The following is a 20,916-nucleotide window of genomic DNA, read 5'->3' as shown; positions in this document are numbered from 1 at the left end:
ACGGCCTTACGCGAGCAGCGTCCGCGGCGAGGGGTCGTCCAGCAGCGCGGTGATCAGGTGCCGGTCGGGCCAGCGCCCCGCCGCCCAGGCGAACGCGCGGGCCAGGCCTTCCGACGTGTCGGCCGCGTGCAGCCGGTCATCGGACCACCACGGGACGTCGTGCTCGGCGCCCTCGATGCGCACGGTCAGCGGGTCGTGCACCAGGACACCGCCGTCCGGCAACCGGATGCCGAGCTGGTCCGCGACGAGCTTCAGCGCGGGGAGCTCGCCCCAGGGGGCGTACTCGCCTTCGCTGGTCACCTCGGCGGGCGCGCCGCTCGCGAGCGGCAGGTCGAGCAGGTCCGCGAGCCGCTCGGGCTCTTCGGGGGCGACCACGTACCGGTCGGGCTCGAGCGCCCCGGCGACCCACGGCACGTCCAGGACCAGCGCGTCGTCCACAACGGACCCGTCGGCGGCCCGGACGGCCCGCGGCGGCCGCGGCTCCAGTCCGGACTCGGCCACGGCGTCGTAGGCGCGCGTGGTCAGCCCGGGTGAGACAGCGCGTTCCTCGTCGGCGAGCCGGCCGAGAAGGTCAGCGGCCTCATCCACAGTGGACAAGCCGAGGTCGGCGCGCACCCCGGCGGCCTTGAGGATCGGCAGGCTCAGTCCGAGGTCGGGGACCTCGTCGTAGAGCCCGGCGAGATCGGCCTCCGGCAGGCGCCACTCGTTCGGCGCGGCCTCGCCGAGCACGGCGTACTGCGCGATCCACCAGGCGGCGTGTCCCCGGGGCGTGCGCAGGGCGTGCCACGTCTCGGGTCGCGCGGCGAGCAGGCGCAGGGCGGCGGGCCAGGCGTCGTCGGCGACGAGGTCGAGGTCCCGGATCGCGACGAGCGTCGACGGCGGCTCCGGCAGCGAGTCCCACCAGGTTTCCTCGTCGGGCAGGTCGTGGTCGGGCTCGTGCGGCTCGTCGTCGACGACCAGCGTGAAGGAGTCGAGCACCCCGGCGGCCATGAGCGTGCCGACCGGCCAGTCTTCGGCGAAGTCCTCGTCGAGGACGTCCAGCGCGCCGTCTTCCTCGAAGACCTCTTCGTCGAAGATGTCCAGCAGCGGCGACACCGGAAGGACGAGTTCGTCGGCGCGGCGCCAGGTGCCGGTGCCGGGCAGGGCGAGCGCACCCACCCAGCTCGGCGCGTCGTCCCCGCAGTCGGCGATCAGCCGCAGGACCGCGCCGGCGAGGGTCGTTCCGTCCAAACCGGACCGGACGTCTTCGGCACTGCGTTCGACGGCGTCACGCAGCTGGTCGGCGTTGAGCAGCTCGCGGGCGTCGGCGTGCTTGGCGCCCAATCGTTCCAGCAGCGGGTGCGACGCGCCGGGGTGCACCAGCCGCAGCCCCGGAATGTCCACATCGGACAGAAGGTCGAGCAGTTCGGCCGAGCCCTCCACCAGCAGGCAGCCACGGGCCCCCGGCAGCGTCCGGCCGTCCGACAGGGGAACCGGCAGACCGTCCAGCCGTTCCGCGGCGAGCGCGTGCGACTCGACGGCGATGGCCAGGGCCACGTAGACGTCTCGCCACCAGCTCGGATCGCGGGTGACGCCGGTGAGCGTTTCCAGCACCTCTTCGATGCCGATCACCTGCACCGCAACAGCTTTCAGCGCTTGCGCGGGCGCACCGCCCCCGAGCAGGCCGGGCACGAGGTCGGCGAGCAGCGCAGGCAGACCGGGCACGTCGACGTCCAGCACCCGGGCCTGGCGACCGGAGACGTCGACACCGTCCTGAGTGGACAGCCACGGTTCCGCACTGAGAGCGCCGAGCACTTCGTCGCGGAGCTTGGCGTCCACAGTAGACTTGGGGAATCCCGGCGTCGGCACGAGCGCGAACCGGTGTTCGGGCGGCAGCAGCCGAACCAGCCCAACGTACTCCTTCGCGGCCAGCTCAAGCACTTTCGCCAGCTCAGGCCCCGGCAACGCACGACGGCGCGAGGGTTCGACCGGCACCGACGCCAGCAGCCGGGCAGGCAACGACAACCCGTCATCGGTCGGGGTCGGGGCGTGCAGAACGTCTTCTTCGAGCGGCCGAGGCGCCCCCTCGGCGCCGACCGGAACCGCCCACACGACGTCGCCGCGGTGAGTCAGCCAGCGCGTACTCTTTTCCGGACCCCGGATCTCGACGACGTCCCCGTCGGCTTCCCGAGTCCAAACGCGACCGTCGACGTCCACTTCGGCCAGCCAGGGCAGCGCGAGGAGCAGATCGGCGACGTCCCGGGCGAGTTCGCCGAGAAGGACGCGCCCGTCGACTTCGTCCCGCAGCGGCAGCCGGACTTCGGTGTCGAAGCCGGGCGGCACGTCGGCGGGAACGGGCCACGGGAGCCGCAGGACGGGCACGTCCCCGTCGACCCCAGCGGCTTGCCTGGTGCGCTCGACGGAGAAGGCCACCCCACCGGTACTGGAGACGACGCGGGGTTCATCGGAGACGGTCCGCACGGCGGCGAACCCGACACCGAAGCGCCCGACGGTTCCCCCGGTCTTGCCGGAAGCCCGCAGCGAGGCGAGCGAGGCAACCCCCCGCGCGTCGAGCGGCGCGCCGGTGTTGGCGAACCTGAGTTCGGAGTCCACAAGGGACACCCGCACCCGCCCGGGCTTCCCCCCGGCCATGGCGGCATCGGCGGCATTCTGCGCAAGCTCGACGAAGAGCCGATCCCGATAGGCCCCAACGCGCAGATCACGTTCGACGTTGGTGTCCTCGATGAGCCGGGTGGGCGAGTCCTGCCAGGCGCGCAGGGTCGCTTCCCGGAGCCGCGCGGTCCCGAAGGGATCCCCGGGCTCAGGAGTGGCGCCGGTCACCGTTCGGGAGCGTTGTCGACCTGAGCCTGCGCTTCGTCGGCTTGAGGAGCCGAGTCACCATCGGGCACGTCGGTGTGGCCGGCCTCCTGGGTTTCAGCGGACTCGGCGGCGGTCACCACATCCCCGGTGAGGGCAGCCTCGGGCACCTCGGCCGCTTGCGGCTGCTCGGCCTCGGCGGGCTCTGCCACCTCGGCGGCCGGAGCGCGCTCGGCTTCCGCGGACCCGGACACCTCGGCCGCCTGCGGCTCGGCACGCTCGGCCTCGGCAGAGTCGAGCACCTCGGCTACCGGCGACTCGGCCGCCTCCGCCGGAAGCGGGTCCACCTCCGCCGCGTCCGACTCCGCAGCCGCCGGAATTTCGGCCATCTCGGGTTCGCTCGGCTCCGGGGGTGTCGGCAGTTCGGTCGCGTCGGTCACCTCGGCCTGCGTCGGCTCCGCTTCCGCGGGTTCCGGCACCTCCGACACAGCCGGCTCGGCCGCCGCCGAAACCTCGGCAACCTCCTCGGCGCCTGCCGGAGCGTCCGGTTCGGCAGCCTCCGCCGCTTCACCCGGCTCGGTCACCACCGAAGCCGCCACTTCGCCCGGCTCAGTGGCCTCGGCCACCTCCACCACCGGTTCGGTGACCGTTTCAGCCGACTCGGCCTCCGAAACCACCGGCGCAGCAACCGCTCCAGCCTGCTCGCCCGGCACAAACTCAGCCTGCGGAGAATCGGCCGCCACAGCCCCGGCCTGCGCTGACTCGCCCTGCACGGATTCGACCTCCACCGACTCCAGCGCCACCGACTCCGGTTCCGCCGCAACCTCCGGCTCAACTTCCGCCGGCGCCACGTCGGACTCCGCGATGCCCGTCTCGGACTCGGCCGCCGCGGTCTCCACGACGTCCAGCTCCGGTGAATAGTCCAGGAGCGAGTCGTCGTACACCAGCTCGGCCACCGGGACCGAGGACGTCACCTCGACCTCGACCTCCGAGTGCGCGCCGCAGCCGTACTCCACCGCCACCACGTGGCCGTCCGCCGGGGCGATGTCGTTGCCGCACACTCCGAACACTCCGCGCAGCGAACCCGCCAGCGGCACGAAGAACCCGCACGTCCCGCACACGTCAGGGGCGCTGCGGGCCATGTCCGAGCGGGGGCCGAACTCGCCTCCGTGCCAGCGCTCCGCCGCCTCGGCGCGGCCGATGCGGGACAGCACGTGCACCCGGCCCAAGCCGGCCTCGCGGGCGACCTCCTCCACCGCCGGGTCGTCCGACTGGAGGTACGCCGGCGCCAGGCGCGGGTCGTTCTCGTCCGTCGGGAAGATGTCGCCCACTCCGAGGTCGCCCGCCCGGACGCGGCGCTCCCACGGCACCCAGGCCGGCGCGACCAGGGCCGCGGGACCCGGCACCAACACGACCTCACTGACCGTCACCGGCTCGTCGTCGCCCGCCAGCGCCACCGTCACCGACCAGCGCCAACCGCCGTAACCCGGTACCTGGGCCTCGAACAGGTGACTCGCCGTGACCGCGTCTTCGCGGGTGACCCCCACGTGCGCGCCGAGCTGCTCCTCGGGTTCGTCCTCCAGCACCGCAGCTCGCGCGAACTCCACCGCATCGGCGAGTTTGCGCTGCACGGAACCGTCGTCCAGGGTCAGCAGCAGAGTCATGCGGCCAATTGTGCCGCACGCATCCGCGGCGCCCGTGCCAGGCTGTTCAACGTGCGCACCCCGATCGTCACCGCCCTGCTGCTGGCCGCCTCCCTCGGCGGCTGCGCGGGTGCTCCCGAGCAGGAACCCGGCCCGGAACGGCTCACCGTCCAGGTGCTCTCGACCCTGCCGCACGATCCCGCGGCGTTCACCGAAGGCCTCGAGTTCTCCGGTGACACGCTGTACGAGAGCACCGGACTCGCCGGGCGGTCGACGCTCACCGCCGGCCCGCCGGGCGGCGGCCCCCGCACCACGATCGCGCTGCCGTCGCCGCTGTTCGGCGAGGGTGTCACCGTCCTCGGGCCGACGCTGTGGCAGCTCACCTGGCAGGACGGGTTCGCCATCGAACGCGACGCCGCCACCCTCGCCGAGCTGCGGCGCGTGCCGTTCCAGGGTGAAGGCTGGGGCCTGTGCCACCAGGACGACGGCCGGCTGGTGATGAGCAACGGCTCCGCGCGGCTCACCTTCCGGGATCCGAAGACCTTCGCCGTCACCGGGGGCGTCGACGTGGGCCGCGATCAGCTCAACGAGCTCGAGTGCGTCGGCGGCGACGTGTACGCAAACGTTTGGCACACCGACACCGTCCTGCGGATCGAGGCCGCCACCGGCCGCGTGACCGGAACCATCGATGCAGGTCAGCTGCGCGCGAAAGTGAACGCTACGAGCGCCGAAGACGTGCTCAACGGTATCGCCGCCGTCCCAGGAACCGGCGATTTCCTCCTCGCCGGGAAGCAGTGGCCGGTCACGTTCCGGGTGAGGTTCGTCCCGGCACCGGCGTGAAAGCACGGATGAGCAGGCGGAACCGGCCCCCGGTAAGGCAGGATTGACACGTGGCACTCTTCGGCTCTCGCTCCGGCTCGGACGGCACCCAGCCGGGTCAGCCGCACGGCCGGAAGTCCAAACGGCGCTGGACGCCGGAGCCGGGCGCCGCGCAGGCCAGGGACTGGCGGGACGCGGCCGCGCCGCGCGCCGCCCACGGAAGCCCGCCACCGCCCACCCGCGTCGCCCACCAGAGCCCGCCGCCGCCCACCCGCGTCGAACGTCCCGCCCCGCCGCCACGCGCTGGCCGTCCCGACGCCGGGCCGTGGGTGCCGAACGCGAACGAGGCCCCCACCGCCGCCGCGCCGACGGGCCACCGGACGCCGCCCCCGCGCGGGGCCCGGCCGTATGACCCGAACCGCACGGAACCGGTCCGCCGGGAGCCACCCAGCGGCTTCTACCAGGGCGAACGTCATCCCGGCAGCGGAGAGTACGAGCACTACGACACCGGCGGTTACGCGGGCGAGCCGCGGCCGCCCGAGCCGGAACCCCAGCAGCCACCGACTCCGGGCAGCACGCCGAAGCTGCCGAAGAAGATCACCGTCACGCGGGTCGCGGCGATGCGCAGCCGTCAGCTGACCGGCCAGGCCGTCGGCGCCTTCCAGCGCGCCACGAAGGCCGATGGCGCCGAAAAGTCCGGTCTCACCTCGCTGACCTACGCCGTGATGCTGAACTACGCGAGCGACGCGGCGATGGCGATCGCGCTGGCCAACACCCTCTTCTTCGCCGCGACCAGCGGCGAGAGCAAGGGCAAGGTGGCGCTCTACCTGCTCATCACGATCGCGCCGTTCGCGCTGGTCGCGCCGGTGATCGGCCCGGCGCTCGACAAGGTGCAGCGGGGCAGGCGGCTGGCGATGTGCGCGTCGTCGATCGGCCAGGGGCTGATGGCCGTCGTGATGGCGCTGCACTTCGACGACTGGCTGCTCTACCCGGCCGCGCTCGGGATGATGGTGCTGTCGAAGTCGTTCACCGTGCTCAAGGCCGCGGTCACCCCGCGGGTGCTGCCGTCGGAGATCACGCTCTCCAAGACGAACGCCCGGCTGACCACGTTCGGCCTGGTCGCCGCGGGCGTGTTCGGTGCGCTGGCCAGCGGGATCAACGCCATCTCCGGATCGGCGGGCGCGCTGTGGTTCACGGCTCTGATCTGCGTCGCCGCGGCGGTGCAGTCGATGCGGATCCCGGCCTGGGTGGAGGCGACCGAGGGCGAGGTGCCGACCTCCCTTTGGGCTCACCCGACGGAGAAGAAACGCCGTCAGCCGATGGGGCGCCACATCGTCGTCGCGTTGTGGGGCAACGGCTCGGTGCGCGTGCTGACCGGCTTCCTCATGATGTTCGCCGCGTTCGCGGTCAAGGCGCAGACCGAGGGCAGCGGGCAGACGCCGTTCACGCAGCTGCTGCTGCTCGGCGTGATCGGCGCCGCGGCGGGCGCCGGCGGGTTCCTCGGCAACGCGCTGGGCTCGCGCCTGCACTTCGGCAGCCCGGACCAGGTGATCGTCTGGTGCGTGGCGGGCTCCGTGCTGGCCGCGCTGGTCGCGACGCTGCTGCCCGGCCTCGCCACGGCCGCGATCGTCGGATTGGTCGGTGCCACCGCCAGCGCGCTGGCGAAGATCAGCCTCGACGCCGTGATCCAGGAGGACCTGCCCGAGGAGTCGCGCGCGTCGGCGTTCGGCCGTTCCGAAACCGTGCTGCAGCTGGCGTGGTGCTTCGGCGGGGCGGTCGGCCTGCTGCTACCGCCGACGTACTGGATCGGCTTCCTGGTGATCACGGTCGTGCTGGCGGTCGGCCTCACGCAGACGTACCTGGTGCGCCGCGGCGGTTCGCTGGTGCCGGGCCTCGGCGGCGACCGGCCGCTGCGCCCCGAGCCGACCGGCAGCTTCCCGGCCCAGGGCCTGCCCGGCGACCCGAGGGCCCGCCGGTAGGCTCCCGCGCATGCGACGTTCCCGGGTGGTGGCCCTGCTTGCGGCCGGTGGATTCGCGGTGGCCGGCTGCTCGGCGCCCGGCCCGGCCGAGGTCACCTTCTACGCCGACGGCCACACGATCAACACCGCGCCGGTGCTGTCGTGTGACTACTCCCGGCAGCTCGCGCAGCCGTGCAGCGCCAAGGGCGACACCCAGACGCTGAAGGTCCGCCCGGGCAAGCCGGTGCAGATCTCGGTACCCGGCGAGGTCGCGGACGCGCCGTGGCAGATCGTCTACGAGTACGTCACCCCGCGGGGCGAGTACAAGCAGAGCGACCCGATCCCGTTCACGTCGCTGGACCGCTACGCCTACACCGTGACCCCACCGACGCCCGCCGACCGCATCTCGGCGGTCGACGTGCAGAAGTACACCGCCGTGCTCAACTCGAGCACCGGCGAGTCGGGCCTGCTGCCCAGCGACGTGTGGGGTCTCCGGCTGGAGGCTTAGGGATCGAGGTCCCGGGCGACGGCGCGCATGATCTCGCCGATCTGCTTGGTGTTCTTGCGATCCGGGTAGCGGTTGCGCCGCAGGTCCGGCTGCACCTTCAGCTCGAGCAGCTTGATCATGTCCTCGATCAGGCCGTGCAGCTCCTCGGCCGGGCGGCGACGCGCCTCGACGACGGACGGCGGCGGGTCGAGCAACCGGACGGAGAGCGCCTGGGGCCCGCGGCGACCGTCGGCGACGCCGAACTCGAGCCGTTGCCCGGCCTTGAGCCCCTCGACGCCCTGCGGCAGCGCGGCCTTGCGAATGTAGACGTCGGCGCCACCGTCCTGCGTGACGAACCCGAACCCCTTCTCCGCGTCGTACCACTTGACCTTGCCGGTCGGCACTTCCCTCACCAGTCCTTCTGCTGTCCGCTCACGACGAACGCGCCCGGGGCGTACCCAGGGCGCGCTCCTGAAAGGGTATCTCGCCACACGCCCTGGGGAGAAGTCGATACCGGCGGATACCCTCTGCGTCATGAAGACCACGTCGAAGGAGGCCGCGGTGGCTACCCCCGGCAAACCGTTCCTGATGCGCGTCGGCATCGGGTTGTTCGGCCTCGGCATGCTCGCCGTGCTGGCGGTGTTCATCATGTTCGCCGCCGGTCTGGAGAACCTGCCGGTCTGGTTGTCCCTCGCCGCCGGTGTCATCACGCCACTGGGGCTGCTGCTGGGCTTGATCGCCCTGGTCCTGGAAGCGCGCGCCAAGAACTAGGCGACGGCTGCGAACGTCTTCTCGAACCAGTCCGGGAACTCGGTCAGCGATTCGAACACCACCTCCGCCCCTTCGCTCAGCAGGAGCGTGCGGTCGCACGGCCCGGTGGTGACGCCGACCGGGATCGCCCCGGCGGCGAGCGCACCCCGGATGTCACCGGCGTGATCTCCGACATACACGCGGGCATCGTGCGCCAGCAGCGCTTCGGCTTTCTGCGTCGACCACAGCTCGCCGATGACTTCGTCGACGTCGAGCCCGAGCGCGTCCACGTGCAGCTGGGCGTTGGGCCCGTACTTCCCCGTGACGACCAGCGTGCGCCCGCCGGCGGCCCGCACCGCGCGAAGGGACTCGACCGCGCCCGGCAGCGCGACCGCACTCGGCACGACCACCTCGGGGTACATCGCGCGGAACCGGTCGACGAGCCCGGGGATGCGTTCCTCGGGCGCTTCGAAGCCGCGCAGGATGTCGTCGAGCGGCGGCCCGAGGTTGGCCGCGAACGCGGCGCCGTCCAGCGGCAAACCGGATTCGACGCCGAGCGCGTTCATCGCCGCGGCCATGCCCGGCCGCGCGTCGATCAGTGTCATGTCGAGGTCGAAGCCCACAGTGATGCCCACGCCGACCACCGTAACCGCCGCCACCGACAAATTTACGTGCCTGCTGATCGTGTACAGCACCTTGACAGCAGAGGGATCTGTGTCAAGGTGAAAGTGTGACCAGCTTCACCGAGCGGACGAAGGCTTCTCTGCGCGAAGCGCTGCTCGACGCCGCCGCCGACCTGCTGCCCGACCGGGGTCACGCGGGCCTGCGGATGGCCGACGTCGCCGCGAAGGCCGGCGTGAGCAGGCAGACGGTCTACAACGAGTTCGGGAACAAGGCGGCGCTGACCCAGGCGGTGGCGCTGCGCACCGCGTCGGAGTTCCTCGACGGGATCCGGCAGCGGTTCGAAACGGCGGACGGGCTGCTGGCGGGCATCCACCACGCCGTCGTCTACACGATCGAGCACGCGCGGGAGAACCGCCTGGTCGCGGCGGCGCTCGGCACCGAAGCCGGCGAAGATCTGCTGCCGCTGCTCACGACCAGGGGCGAGCCGATCCTGAGCGCGGCCGCGGGCCTCGCCGCCGAGCAGTACCGGGAGTTCGAACCCGGGCTGTCCGCCGAAGCCGCGGCCCTGCTCGCGGAGACCGTCGTGCGCCTTTCCCTGTCGCACCTGGTGCTTTCCACGCATTCGGCGGCCGAAGCGGCCGATTCCGTCACCGCAGTGCTGGCACCCGCCATCCGCCAATTCGTCCACTGAATCGTCTATCGGAGTGAAACGATGACCGACCCGCTCCCCGAACTGCGCACCGGTTTCTCCTCGCTGCGCAAGGGCGGCCTGAACTGGGACTCGTTCCCGTTGCGGCTGTTCGTCAAGGGCAACAAGAAGTTCTGGAACCCGGCCGACATCGACTTCAGCCGTGAACGCGAAGGCTGGGACACGCTCGACCCGGAGCAGCAGCGCTCGACGACGTACCTCGTCGCGCAGTTCATCGCCGGCGAAGAGGCCGTCACCGAGGACATCCAGCCGTTCATGCGGGCGATGTCGGCGACCGGCCGGTTCGGCGACGAGATGTACCTGACGCAGTTCTGCTTCGAGGAAGCCAAGCACACGGAAGTGTTCCGGCGCTGGATGGACTCGGTCGGGCTGACGCAGGACCTCCACCCGTTCGTCGCCGAAAACCCGCACTACCGCAAGCTGTTCTACGAGGAACTGCCACAGTCGCTGCGGGCACTGGAGGACGATCCCAGCCCGCTCAACCAGATCCGCGCGAGCGTCACGTACAACCACGTCATCGAGGGCAGCCTCGCGCTCACCGGCTACTACTCGTGGCAGCTGATCTGCACCCAGCACGACATCCTGCCGGGCATGCAGGAGCTGATCCGCCGCATCGGCGACGACGAGCGCCGCCACATGGCCTGGGGCACGTTCACGTGCCGCCGGCACGTCGCCGCGGACGATTCGCTGTGGGACGCGGTGCAGCAGCGGATGGGCGAGCTGCTGCCGCACGCGCTCAACATGATCCAGTGGGTGCAGGACCAGTTCGAGGAACTGCCGTTCGACAACGACCCGCAGGAGATCATCCAGTACGCGGCAGACCGCGCCCAGCGCCGCCTGGGCGCGATCGAGTCGGCGCGCGGGATGCCGCCGGAGCAGATCGACGTCGACTACTCGCCGGAGCAGCTCGAGGAGACGTTCGGCGAGGAGGACGCGAAAGCGATCGCGGAGGCCGCCGCGGCGGTGTCCTGAGCCGCGTGGGAGGCACCTTCACGAAGGGGCCTCCCACGGGCGTTCAGCCGCTCACCACTCCCAGCCGAGGATGATCATCAGTGGCCTCCCTTCGCGGATCGCGAAGGGGCAACGTCCGAACGTCCCGGGTGGTTTAGGCGTGCTTCGTGGCGGCGGCCTGCTCCAGGCCCAGCAGGCTGATCGACTTCTCGCGCATCTCGACCTTCCGGACCTTGCCGGTCACCGTCATCGGGAACTCGTCGACGACGTGGACGTACCGCGGGATCTTGTAGTGCGCCAGCTTTCCGGAGCAGAACTCGCGCACCATCTGCGCCGTCAGCGGTTCCGCGCCCTCGCGCAGCCGGACCCAGGCCATCAGCTCTTCGCCGTACTTCTCGTCCGGGACGCCGATGACCTGCGCGTCGAGGATGTCGGGGTGGGTGTAGAGGAACTCCTCGATCTCGCGCGGGTACAGGTTTTCGCCGCCGCGGATGACCATGTCCTTGATGCGGCCGGTGATGTTGACGTACCCGTCGCCGTCCATGACCGCCAGGTCGCCGGTGTGCATCCAGCGGGCCGCGTCGATCGCCTCGGCCGTCTTGTCGGGCTGTTCCCAGTACCCGAGCATCACCGAGTACCCGCGCGTGCACAGCTCGCCCGGCTCGCCGCGCGGGACCGTGAGGCCGGTTTCGGGGTCGACGACCTTGACCTCGAGGTGCGGCCCGACCCGCCCGACCGTCGACACGCGGCGCTCGATCGAGTCGTCGGACCGGGTCTGCGTCGACACCGGCGACGTCTCGGTCATGCCGTAGCAGATCGACACCTCGCTCATGCCCATCCGGTCGATGACCTGCTTCATCACCTCGACCGGGCACGGCGAGCCCGCCATGATGCCGGTGCGCAGCGACGACAGGTCGAAGCTCCCGAAGTCCGGGTGGTTGAGTTCGGCGATGAACATCGTCGGAACGCCGTACAGCGAGGTGCACTGCTCGGCGGCCACGGCTTCCAGGGTGGCTTTCGGATCGAACGCCGGCGCCGGGATCACCATGCAGGCGCCGTGGCTCGTGCACGCCAGGTTGCCCATCACCATGCCGAAGCAGTGGTAGAAGGGCACGGGGATGCAGACTTTGTCGGTTTCGGTGTAGTTGCAGAGTTCGCCGACGAAGTAGCCGTTGTTGAGGATGTTGTGGTGGCTGAGGGTGGCGCCCTTGGGGAAGCCCGTGGTGCCCGAGGTGTACTGGATGTTGATCGGGTCGTCGGCCGACAGCCCGGCCTGCAGGTGCGCCAGGAGTGCCGGATCACCACCGCGTCCGGCGTCCAGCAGCGCCTGCCAGCCGTCGCCGCCCAGGATCACCACGTGCTCCAGCCGCGCGCACTTGCCGCGCACCTCTTCGGCCATCGCGGGGTAGTCGGAGGTCTTGAACGCGTCCGACGCGACCAGCAGCCGGATCCCGGCCTGGTTGAGCACGTACTCCAGTTCGTGCGCCCGGTAGGCGGGGTTGATGTTGACCAGGATGGCGCCGATCTTCGCCGTGGCGTACTGCAGGAACGTCCACTCCGCCCGGTTCGGCGACCAGATCCCCACCCGGTCGCCCTTGCCGATGCCCCGCGCCACCAGCCCGAGCGCCAGGGCGTTCACTTCGGCGGCCAGCTCGCGGTAGGTCCACCGCCGCCCGGCGGTCCGGTCCACGAGGGCGTCCCGCTCCCCGAACGCGGCCACCGTCCGATCGAAGTTGTCCCCGATGGTGTCCCCGAGCAGCGGGACGTCCGAGATTCCTGAGGCGTAACTCGGCAGGGCAGGCGCGTCAGGCATGGTGACTCCTCGGACAGCTTCGTCGGGCCTCCCGAGTCTAGGAAGCGAACCCGCTCGTGGCGACCGCGCGGAGCCGTTTCGAGCCGCCTTTCGGCCGGCCGCTCGACGTCCTCGACGGCCGGAGGCGCGGGGTGCCGGTTCCGCTACGCTCGGAGACGTGCCGGAGGAATTCTCGCTGGGCTTGACGGAGGTCGCCGCCGCGATTCGCCGCACCGCCCTCCCGGCACACTGGCACCCGTTCGAGATCCCCAGCCCCGGCCACACGCTGGAAGAGCACGACCGCATCATGGCGGCAGCCTGGGAGTCGCTGCGCGCGCGAGGGCTGGCGGGGCCGGAGAAGCTGGACATCGAGGTGGAGCAGACCCTCCGGGCGTGGACGCAGCCGGAGGTGCTGATCATCGTCCGGGCCGCGGAGGTGGCGGACGGCCGTCAGGTGTTCTACCGAGCGACGATCGGCCACGGCCTTGGGGTCTACTCGGAGCTGGTGCCGGATGCGATCAGCTTCGTCCGGATCCGCCCCGACCACCTGGTCGATTCCCTGATCGGCATCCTCCCCCTCTACGCACCGCTGCCGGTGGCCGCGCTGACCTTGACGCAGGGCCCGAGCCGGAAGCCGGACATCGAAGCCTTGCAGGAGTACGCCCAGTGGACCCCGCACCGGCACGGCACGTTCGAGCTGTCGACGCGCATCGGGCAGGGCAACCTTCGCCCGGTGGGCACGGTGACGTTCGTGGACACCGACGGGGGACGCTATTTGACGTTCACGGAGCCGCTGTCCGGCGGCGAGTCGCGGTTGACGTTCGTCCCCTCGGACGGTGGTCACCTGAGAGGGTGGCTGCACGAGCGCATCGCGGAGACGACCCACCGGTGACCTGCATCCTCGCGCCCGCGCGCGGCCTACCCGTAGTGTTCAGGTCGTGACCCGAGCAGTTCGCCTTCGCGCCACCGTCCTCGCCTTGGCCACGCTGGCGCTCGTACTGAGCGCCTGCGACAGCAAGGTGGGGGGCACTCCTCAAGCTGCGGGCACGCCCAGTTCCAGCCCTACTTCGACCACCGCGACCGGTGGTTCGAGCGACAACCCGTTCGCCGGAATGGATCCGTGCAAGCTGCTCGACCAGGTGCTGGCGGGTCAGGGCTACCCGGCCGCGAAGCGGAGCGACGCGGACGCAGCCCACAACTGTGACACCAAGAAAACCGACTACGGCGTAATCGGTCTCGCCCTCCAGCCTGGACAGACGATCAACGAGATCACCACCGCCCCGGGCAAGGCCGTGACCGGAGACGTCAACGGGCGACCTGCCGTACAGGAGCGCGACGCACTCGGGGGCACGGGCTCCTGTGACGTTTCCATGGAGGCGAAGCCGAAGTCGCGGGCCACGGTCCTGGTCACCCTTCAGACAGCAGGCACCGCGGAGGCATGCGGGGTGGCCAACGACGTCTCGTCCAAGGTCGAACGCCTTCTTCCCGCGAACGGCTGAGACCGTCCCTCAACGGGTTGCCGACCTCACGGACCTGCTGACACGGCGGATAGTCACTACTACAGTTGGGCCGGGTACGCACGGTGTCGAGAGGGGTGGACGATGACGACGGGTGCACACTTCGGCGGCGAGCCACCTGCAGCGGGTGACGCCGGCAGCCACTTCCTGTCAGGCTTGCTGGACGTCCCGGTCGACGAGGAGGGTGCCAAGCGGCTCAACGCCGGCGCCCAGCAGTTCAAGTCACTCGCCGAGAACGGCGGATTCGGGATCAACCAGGCAGGATTCGATGCGTACACCAAGGTGTGCGACCGGTTCATCCACGAATTCGACGAAATCTTCCACGACGTGAAGCTCCTCGCCCGAGCCCCCGGCATGGGTTCGAGTAGCTACGCGAAGGACATAGCCGACTTCAACGCGAAAGTTGCTGCCGACGGCGACCAGTCGCTGATCCCGAACCTCGAGTTGCTGAAACAAGGGTTCATCCAGGTCCGTGAAGCGCTCGAGATCGCCCGCAAGAACTACCGCGAAACCGAAGATGCACACAGCCAGACCTTCGCCAAGCTTCGCGGGAGCGAGTGACCATGGCGCACGAACACGCCGAGCATCGCCAGTACGAGGGCGACTTCTACGCGCAGACGCAGCAGAAGCTGCAGCAGAACGTGCACCGCTTCGGCGCTGAGGACCGAGGCGACGCCCGCGATGGAGTCACCCCGCAGACGCAGAACCAGGCCGCGCAGTACTCCGTCGAGCAGGGCAAATCCCTGCTGCACAACCAGGCCACCCGCGGTGACGCGCCCGCGCCGGGGCAGAACTATGCCTCCAGTACGCACGAAGACCTTTACGGCATGGTGCACGACAACATGCGCCCTCAGGACCTCGACGACCGCGGCCGGGTCGCCAACAAACTCGGGAACTGGCTGGCCGACGTCTCCAACGCGGCGAACGACGCCGTCAACTCGAGCGAAATCGAATGGCAAGGCGCGGGTGCCGCCCAGGCACACAGCTTCTTCCAGAGCACCGCCACCTACACAGGTGACACCGCGAACGCCGCTCAGCTCAGCTCCAACCGCTACTCGCAGCAGGCCGCCGCCGCTGACTATGCGCAGAAGAACATGCCTGAACCCACCGGGTTCAACCAGCAAACCGAGATGAACAAAGCCACCAAGCAGTACCAGTCGGGTGATCTGCTCGGTGCGACGCAGACCATGAACGACGTCGCCGCCAAGCAACAGCAGGCCGATGCCGCCCATCAGCAAGCCGTGCAGGTCCTCCAGAACCTCGACTCCACCTACCACGAGACGGCCAGCACCCAGCCCACTTACACCCCGCCACCCCAGCTCGGGCAGGGCGACTCCACCTCCGCCTCCGGGTTCCACGGCACCAGCAGCACCAGCTTCACCGGCACCCCCACCATCGGCGGCACCGGACCAGGCGGACCCGGCGGACCCGGCGGCCCGGGCACCACCGGCAGCTACCTCCCCGGCGGCACCACCCCTCCGGGAGCCACGCCACCCGGCACCGCGCCGCCGAACTACGTTCCGCCCGGGACCTCCACTGGTACCGGCACCTTCAGCGGCAACACCAACTTCCGCACCGCACCCGCCGCCGGTGGTTTCGGGCGCCTGACGCCCGATGGGCTCGCCATGCCCGGGACCACGACAGGCGGCGGCGCCGGCAGCGGGGACATCACCCGCTCGAAGTCCGGGATCGGGCGGGCCGGGAGCGGGTTCGCCGGGGCGCGGGTGTCCGGGAGCGCCGGCAGCGTGCCCAAAGAGGTGCCCGGTGAAGGCAAAGGCTCCGGGACGGGCAAACCGGGCGAGCGGCTCGAACGTGGGGCCACCGCGGCCGCGGCCGCCAAGGGCAAGGCCGGTGGTGCGGGCGCCGCCGGTGGGGGCGGGGCCGGCAAGAAGAAGGACGACGACAAAGAGCACAAGAACAAGTACGCCGTCGACGAAGATGTCTTCGACCTCAAGCCGGAACGCGGTCCGGACGGCGAGAAGATCGTGCGGCCGACCATCGGGGAGACGTCCTAGGGGACATCCCTGGAATCTCCGCCGTACCAAGATCGACAGCGGAAGCCGCGGCTACATTGGGGTCATGCGCTTCTTCATCGTCGACGCCTTCACCGATCGTGCCTTCGCCGGGAACTCTGCCGGGGTCGTCCTGCTCGACGAACCCGCCGAGGCCGGCTGGATGCAGGCCGTCGCCAGCGAGATGAAGCACGCCGAGACCGCCTTCGTCGTGACGACGGGCAGCGGCCCCAAGTCGCTCAGGTGGTTCACCCCCTCCGTCGAGGTCGCGCTCTGCGGGCACGCCACCCTCGCCGTCACCCACGTCCTCGGTGGCGAACAGACCTACACCACCCAAAGCGGCGAACTGCGCGCCAAGGCCGCGGACGGCTGGATCGAGCTCGACTTCCCCTCCGACCCGCCTCGGCCCACCGACGACGACCTGTCCGAAATCCTCCCCGGTGTCGAGATCGAGTACACCGGGCGCGGCGTCGAGAACCTCTTCGCCGTCCTGCCCGACGCCGAGGCCGTGCGCACCCTCGAACCCGATCTCGCGAAGCTCGGGAACACCTGGACCGGACGGCTGCTGGTCACCGCGAAGGACGACGACTACGTCAGCCGCTTCTTCGCCCCCGGCGTCGGCATCGACGAAGATCCCGTCACCGGCTCGGCGCACTGCATCCTGTCGCCCTACTGGTCCGAACGCCTCGGCACCAAAGAACTGACCGGGGAACAGGCCTCGAAGCGCGGCGGGGTCGTCCGGACCCGCCAGGACGGCGATCGGGTGCACATCGCCGGCCAGGCCGTCACCGTCCTGAGCGGGGAGCTGCACGTCTGATGCGCACCCTGCTGAACATCATCTGGCTCGTCCTGTGCGGCTTCTGGATGGCCGTGGGCTACCTGGTCGCCGGCGTCATCTGCTGCGTCCTGATCGTCACCATCCCCTTCGGGCTGGCGTCGTTCCGGATCGCGCGCTACGCGTTCTGGCCCTTCGGGCGCACGGTCGTCGACCGGCGGGACGCGGGTGTCGCGTCGTGCCTCGGCAACGTCGTCTGGGTCGTCTTCGCCGGGTGGTGGCTGGCGCTCGGGCACGTCGTCACCGGCATCGCGCTGTGCCTCACGATCGTCGGCATCCCGCTCGGCATCGCGAACTTCAAGATGATCCCGGTGTCGCTGGTGCCGCTCGGCAAGGAGATCGTCGAAATCGCCTAGGACTCCGGTTCGTACGGCAGCTCGACGACCAGGCACGGCCCGCCGACGAACAGGCCGCCGTCGACCCCCAGCGCCTTGCCGCCCGCGTACAGGAACGGGCCCTCGATCTGCGTCGGGTGGATCCCCAGCTGGTCCGCGATGACGCTGTGCCCGTGGACGATCCGCGACCCGCCGAGGACATCCATCAGCTTCTGCGCGTTTTCCTCGCCGTCCGGGCCGCGGAAGGCGTACCGCGTCGTCATGCGGCGCCAGACGTCCCACCACGCCTCGATGTCCGAGCCGGTCAGGATCTCGGCCGCGGCCTCGTTGATCTCCTCGATCGACGAGCCCCAGTCGAGGTACTCCAGCGTGTCCGAGTGCAGCAGCAGGTGGTCGGCGGCGACCGCGGCCAGCGGACGCGCGGCCAGCCATTCGATGTGCTCCGGGGTCAGCCGGTCCTGGTCCGACAGCAGGCCGCCGTTGATCTCCCAGCTGCGGGCGAAGCTGCGAGGGCCGAAGTCGGACGGCACCGGCTCATCGCCGAAGTGGTACATCCCCAGTGCCAGGATCTCGTGGTTGCCCAGCAGCGTCTGCACCTGGCCGCCGGCCTCGGCCGCCTGCTCTTCGAGCCGTATGACCAGGTCGATCGCCCCGACGCCGTCCGGGCCCCGGTCCACGAAGTCGCCGAGGAACCACAACTCGTCCTCGCCGCCGGACCAGTTGTCCGCCTCGTCGACGAGGCCTTCGGATCTCAGCGCGTCGGCGAGTTCGTCACGGTGTCCGTGGACGTCGCCGACCACGTACGTCGACTTGCTCATCCGGTGACGATAAGCCCTGCTCCCGCCCGGCCCACGGTCAGCCTTCGCCGAACGGGTCCTGGGTCCGCCCCACCAGGTCGGCGATCGAGTCGATCACCAGGGTGGGCCGGTACGGATAGCGATCAGCCGACTCCCGGGTGGAGATGCCGGTGAGCACCAGGATGGTCTGCAGCCCGGCCTCGATCCCCGAGTGGACGTCGGTGTCCATCCGGTCGCCGATCATCAGCGTCGACTCCGAGTGCGCGCCGAGCCGGCGCAGCGCCGAGCGCATCATCAGCGGGTTCGGCTTGCCGACGTAGTAGGGCGACCGCCCGGTGGCCTTCTCGATCAGCGCCGCGACGGACCCGGTGGCCGGCATCGAGCCCTCCAGGCTGGGGCCGGTCGCGTCGGGGTTCGTCGCGATGAACTTCGCGCCGCCCTCGATCAGCCGGATCGCGCGGGTGATCGCGCTGAAGCTGTACGTGCGGGTCTCGCCCAGCACGACGTAGTCGGGGTCGCGCTCGGTCAGCACGTAACCGACCTCGTGCAGCGCCGTCGTGAGGCCCGCTTCGCCGATGACGTACGCCGAGCCGTTCGGCCGCTGCGACGAGAGGAACTTCGCGGTCGCCAGCGCCGAGGTCCAGATCGACTCCTCGGGGATGTCGAGCCCGGTGCGCTCCAGCCGGGCCCGCAGGTCGCGCGGGGTGTAGATCGAGTTGTTCGTCAGCACCAGGAAGTCGATGCCGTTCGCCTTCAGCTCGGCGAGGAACTCGTCGGCCCCCGGGACGAGGTGCTCCTCCTTCACCAGGACGCCGTCCATGTCGGAGAGGTACGTCCACCGGCGTTCGCTCATGGGCGAAACCTATCACGCGCGCGAGACACCTGCGGTGCACGCCGAAAAGGGCTACCATTGAAATTGCCGGTACCGCGAGGGGAGTCGCGCGTCCGGTCACCGAGGGGGTTCGGGGGAATACTTTTCTACGTCGACGGCGTGCGCGCCGCCGCGCAATTCTTCCTGCCCCCGCACCGAAGGGGGAGAATCATGACGGAAATCATCGAGCGCCCGGCGACGACCGGGCCGATCACCGCACCGAACTGGGGACTCACCAAGTTCCTCGACCCGCTGCCCATTCCACCGGTGCTCCGGCCGCATTCGTGGTGGAGCCAGGACATGATCACGATTCCGATGATCGTGAAGCGGCAGCGGCTGCACTCGGAATTGCCCGAAAGTACGCTGTGGACGTACGGAGGGCATTTCCCGGGTCCGACGATCGAAGTGCGCAGCGGCAAGCAACTGCGGATTTCGTGGTCGAACGAAATCGACGGCGAGTTCCCGTTGGCCGCCGTTCAGGGGCCGCTCGCCACCGCGCCGGCGAGCCGCCCCGGCCGCGAACTGGACCAGAAGGGCTACTCGATCATCGAGGGCGTCGCCGACCTGCCGTCCTGGACGGTCGTCCACCTCCACGGCTCGCGGACCAACGCCGGCAACGACGGCTGGGCGCACAACGCGGGCCTCAAGGGGACGTCCCAGCTGGCCGAGTACCAGAACCGGCAGCAGGCGATGCCGCTGTGGTACCACGACCACGCCATGGCGATCACGCGCTTCAACGTCCACACGGGCCTCGCCGGGATGTACCTGATCCGTGACGAGGAGGAAGACGCACTCGGCCTGCCGCACGGCGACCACGAGGTCCCGCTGATCATCACCGACCGGAACCTCGACACCGACCCGGTGACCCACGCGCTCACCGGGCAGCTGCTGTTCAAGGTCCCCGCACTGCCGAACGGCACGCTGCTCCCGTTCACCGGACCGTTCAACCTGGTCAACGGCGTGATCTGGCCGCACGTGGACGTCGACGCGCGGTGGTACCGCTTCCGGCTGCTCAACGCGGCCAACTCGCGGTTCTACACGCTGAACCTGGTCGACGAGAACAACGTCCCGCACAACGAAGCCGTCCGCTTGATCGGCACCGACGGCGGCCTGCTGCCCGCGCCGGCGGAGCTGCCGTCAGCCGGGCTGACCGTCGCCCCGGCCGAACGCTTCGACGTCCTGATCGACTTCAGCCGCTTCCCGGGACAGAAGCTCAAGCTGCGCAACGCCGACCCGCGGCTGGGCGGGGTGGAGCCGGACCTGATGGAGTTCCGGGTCGACAGCCGGGCGAAGCACGACCCGTTCACGCTGCCGGAGAAGATCTCGGCGTCCTACACGCGGCTGGTGCACGGCACGACGCTCCCGGAGGACCACGACCACGTCTGGGTCGCGCTCCTGCTCAACGCCGAGGGCCACCCGGAGCTGTGGGACCTCGAGCAGGTCGAGGCGGATCCGGGCGGACAGGGGATCATCCAGCTCCAGGACCCCAACGGCGGCCTGAAGACGTTCCGGATGATCGGACGGGTCTTCGACGACACCACCGGGATCTTCATCGACCACGACCGGTGGGCGGTGTGGAACATCGTGCACGTGGCCAACGGCGGCCCCGCGCACCCGATCCACATCCACCTGACGGAGTTCCAGGCCCTGTTCCGGAGAGCATTCACCACGACGTTCGACCAGGCCACCGAGCGGACGACCCAGCCGATCGACGGCTTCACCGACGTCCCGCTGGAGAAGTACGAGGAGGGCTGGAAGGACACGATCATCGTGAACCCCGGCCAGTGGGTGAGCGTCGCCGGGCAGTTCGGTGGCGGCACCGGCGAGTTCATGTACCACTGCCACATCCTCGACCACGAGGACGAGGGCATGATGCGGCCCTTCGTGGTGCACCCGCCGGAGGTGGCGAAGTTCCACGTCCACCCGGGCGGCAGCCACCACCACGATGGCTGAGCGGCCTGCCGCGGCCCGGTCGTGAGTGGTAATTCGGGTTAGAACCCTGATTACCACTCACGACCAG

20 protein-coding genes are annotated in these 20,916 nt (G+C 70.1%); 13 read left to right on the top strand and 7 right to left on the bottom strand.

Features of this window, described 5'->3' with window-relative positions:
• Positions 1–6: 6 nt before the first annotated feature.
• Both AB0F15_RS27775 and AB0F15_RS27770 read right to left on the bottom strand, forming a co-directional pair.
• On the bottom strand, positions 7–2,820 hold the full coding sequence (locus AB0F15_RS27775) for a molecular chaperone Hsp90 (RefSeq protein ID WP_360276216.1): 2,814 nt from the start codon (positions 2,818–2,820) through the stop codon (positions 7–9).
• The gene (locus tag AB0F15_RS27770) at positions 2,817–4,460 is read right to left on the bottom strand and encodes a DUF3027 domain-containing protein (RefSeq protein WP_360276213.1); all 1,644 of its coding nucleotides are present in this window, start codon (positions 4,458–4,460) and stop codon (positions 2,817–2,819) included. Before AB0F15_RS27770 ends, AB0F15_RS27775 begins: the two co-directional genes overlap by 4 nt.
• Before the next feature lie 51 nt (positions 4,461–4,511).
• Here AB0F15_RS27770 and AB0F15_RS27765 point away from each other — a divergent pair, with 51 nt between their 5' ends.
• The 3 genes from AB0F15_RS27765 to AB0F15_RS27755 are packed head-to-tail and all read left to right on the top strand — an operon-like array spanning position 4,512 to position 7,724.
• The gene (locus AB0F15_RS27765; protein WP_360276210.1) at positions 4,512–5,279 is read left to right on the top strand and encodes a glutaminyl-peptide cyclotransferase; all 768 of its coding nucleotides are present in this window, start codon (positions 4,512–4,514) and stop codon (positions 5,277–5,279) included.
• A gap of 50 nt (positions 5,280–5,329) precedes the next feature.
• Positions 5,330–7,237 carry an MFS transporter gene (locus tag AB0F15_RS27760; protein WP_360276207.1) on the top strand — a complete coding sequence of 636 codons (1,908 nt, stop codon included), beginning with the start codon at positions 5,330–5,332 and terminating at the stop codon, positions 7,235–7,237.
• Positions 7,238–7,247: 10 nt separating this feature from the next.
• Positions 7,248–7,724: a DUF2771 family protein gene (locus AB0F15_RS27755; RefSeq protein ID WP_360276204.1), complete on the top strand. Its 477-nt coding sequence runs from the start codon at positions 7,248–7,250 to the stop codon at positions 7,722–7,724.
• Here AB0F15_RS27755 and AB0F15_RS27750 read toward each other — a convergent pair.
• Complete coding sequence (locus AB0F15_RS27750) at positions 7,721–8,107, bottom strand: cold-shock protein (protein ID WP_360276364.1); 387 nt, start codon at positions 8,105–8,107, stop codon at positions 7,721–7,723. The genes AB0F15_RS27755 and AB0F15_RS27750 overlap by 4 nt on opposite strands.
• Before the next feature lie 130 nt (positions 8,108–8,237).
• On the opposite strand from AB0F15_RS27750, the gene AB0F15_RS27745 reads away from it, so the two are divergent.
• Positions 8,238–8,474, top strand: a complete 237-nt coding sequence (locus AB0F15_RS27745) for a hypothetical protein (protein WP_360276201.1) — start codon at positions 8,238–8,240, stop codon at positions 8,472–8,474.
• On the opposite strand, the gene AB0F15_RS27740 is transcribed toward AB0F15_RS27745, so the two are convergent.
• A complete protein-coding gene (locus AB0F15_RS27740) occupies positions 8,471–9,088 on the bottom strand; it encodes an HAD family hydrolase (protein ID WP_360276198.1) in 618 nt (205 codons plus the stop codon). The genes AB0F15_RS27745 and AB0F15_RS27740 overlap by 4 nt on opposite strands.
• Positions 9,089–9,183: 95 nt before the next feature.
• Between AB0F15_RS27740 and AB0F15_RS27735 the strand changes: the two genes are divergently transcribed.
• On the top strand, positions 9,184–9,768 hold the full coding sequence (locus tag AB0F15_RS27735) for a TetR family transcriptional regulator (protein ID WP_360276195.1): 585 nt from the start codon (positions 9,184–9,186) through the stop codon (positions 9,766–9,768).
• 21 nt (positions 9,769–9,789) lie between these two features.
• The gene (locus AB0F15_RS27730) at positions 9,790–10,758 is read left to right on the top strand and encodes a R2-like ligand-binding oxidase (protein WP_360276193.1); all 969 of its coding nucleotides are present in this window, start codon (positions 9,790–9,792) and stop codon (positions 10,756–10,758) included.
• A 133-nt stretch (positions 10,759–10,891) separates the two neighbouring features.
• On the opposite strand, the gene AB0F15_RS27725 is transcribed toward AB0F15_RS27730, so the two are convergent.
• Positions 10,892–12,550, bottom strand: coding sequence for an AMP-binding protein (locus AB0F15_RS27725; RefSeq protein WP_360276190.1), 1,659 nt, complete (start codon positions 12,548–12,550; stop codon positions 10,892–10,894).
• Positions 12,551–12,707: 157 nt separating this feature from the next.
• Between AB0F15_RS27725 and AB0F15_RS27720 the strand changes: the two genes are divergently transcribed.
• From AB0F15_RS27720 to AB0F15_RS27695, 6 genes are all read left to right on the top strand, one after another.
• Positions 12,708–13,421, top strand: a complete 714-nt coding sequence (locus AB0F15_RS27720; RefSeq protein WP_360276188.1) for an ESX secretion-associated protein EspG — start codon at positions 12,708–12,710, stop codon at positions 13,419–13,421.
• A gap of 85 nt (positions 13,422–13,506) precedes the next feature.
• Positions 13,507–14,028: a DUF3558 family protein gene (locus AB0F15_RS27715; protein ID WP_360276185.1), complete on the top strand. Its 522-nt coding sequence runs from the start codon at positions 13,507–13,509 to the stop codon at positions 14,026–14,028.
• A 102-nt stretch (positions 14,029–14,130) separates the two neighbouring features.
• A complete protein-coding gene (locus AB0F15_RS27710) occupies positions 14,131–14,607 on the top strand; it encodes a hypothetical protein (protein WP_360276182.1) in 477 nt (158 codons plus the stop codon).
• Positions 14,608–14,609: 2 nt separating this feature from the next.
• Positions 14,610–16,061: a hypothetical protein gene (locus tag AB0F15_RS27705; protein WP_360276179.1), complete on the top strand. Its 1,452-nt coding sequence runs from the start codon at positions 14,610–14,612 to the stop codon at positions 16,059–16,061.
• Between the two features lie 64 nt (positions 16,062–16,125).
• Positions 16,126–16,875, top strand: coding sequence for a PhzF family phenazine biosynthesis protein (locus AB0F15_RS27700; protein WP_360276176.1), 750 nt, complete (start codon positions 16,126–16,128; stop codon positions 16,873–16,875).
• Positions 16,875–17,249, top strand: a complete 375-nt coding sequence (locus tag AB0F15_RS27695) for a YccF domain-containing protein (RefSeq protein WP_360276173.1) — start codon at positions 16,875–16,877, stop codon at positions 17,247–17,249. Before AB0F15_RS27700 ends, AB0F15_RS27695 begins: the two co-directional genes overlap by 1 nt.
• On the opposite strand, the gene AB0F15_RS27690 is transcribed toward AB0F15_RS27695, so the two are convergent.
• Together AB0F15_RS27690 and AB0F15_RS27685 are read right to left on the bottom strand one after the other, a co-directional pair.
• The gene (locus AB0F15_RS27690; protein ID WP_360276170.1) at positions 17,246–18,046 is read right to left on the bottom strand and encodes a metallophosphoesterase; all 801 of its coding nucleotides are present in this window, start codon (positions 18,044–18,046) and stop codon (positions 17,246–17,248) included. The genes AB0F15_RS27695 and AB0F15_RS27690 overlap by 4 nt on opposite strands.
• Positions 18,047–18,083: 37 nt before the next feature.
• Positions 18,084–18,878, bottom strand: coding sequence for an HAD-IIA family hydrolase (locus AB0F15_RS27685; protein WP_360276167.1), 795 nt, complete (start codon positions 18,876–18,878; stop codon positions 18,084–18,086).
• Between the two features lie 189 nt (positions 18,879–19,067).
• Here AB0F15_RS27685 and AB0F15_RS27680 point away from each other — a divergent pair, with 189 nt between their 5' ends.
• Positions 19,068–20,849, top strand: a complete 1,782-nt coding sequence (locus tag AB0F15_RS27680; protein ID WP_360276164.1) for a multicopper oxidase domain-containing protein — start codon at positions 19,068–19,070, stop codon at positions 20,847–20,849.
• The last annotated feature ends 67 nt before the right edge of the window (positions 20,850–20,916 follow it).

It is taken from the genome of Amycolatopsis sp. NPDC026612, from assembly GCF_040638285.1.
Taxonomy (GTDB): Bacteria; Actinomycetota; Actinomycetes; order Mycobacteriales; family Pseudonocardiaceae; genus Amycolatopsis.
The sequence above is the reverse complement of the archived record's forward strand: the minus strand, read 5'-3'. Positions and strand labels throughout refer to the sequence as shown.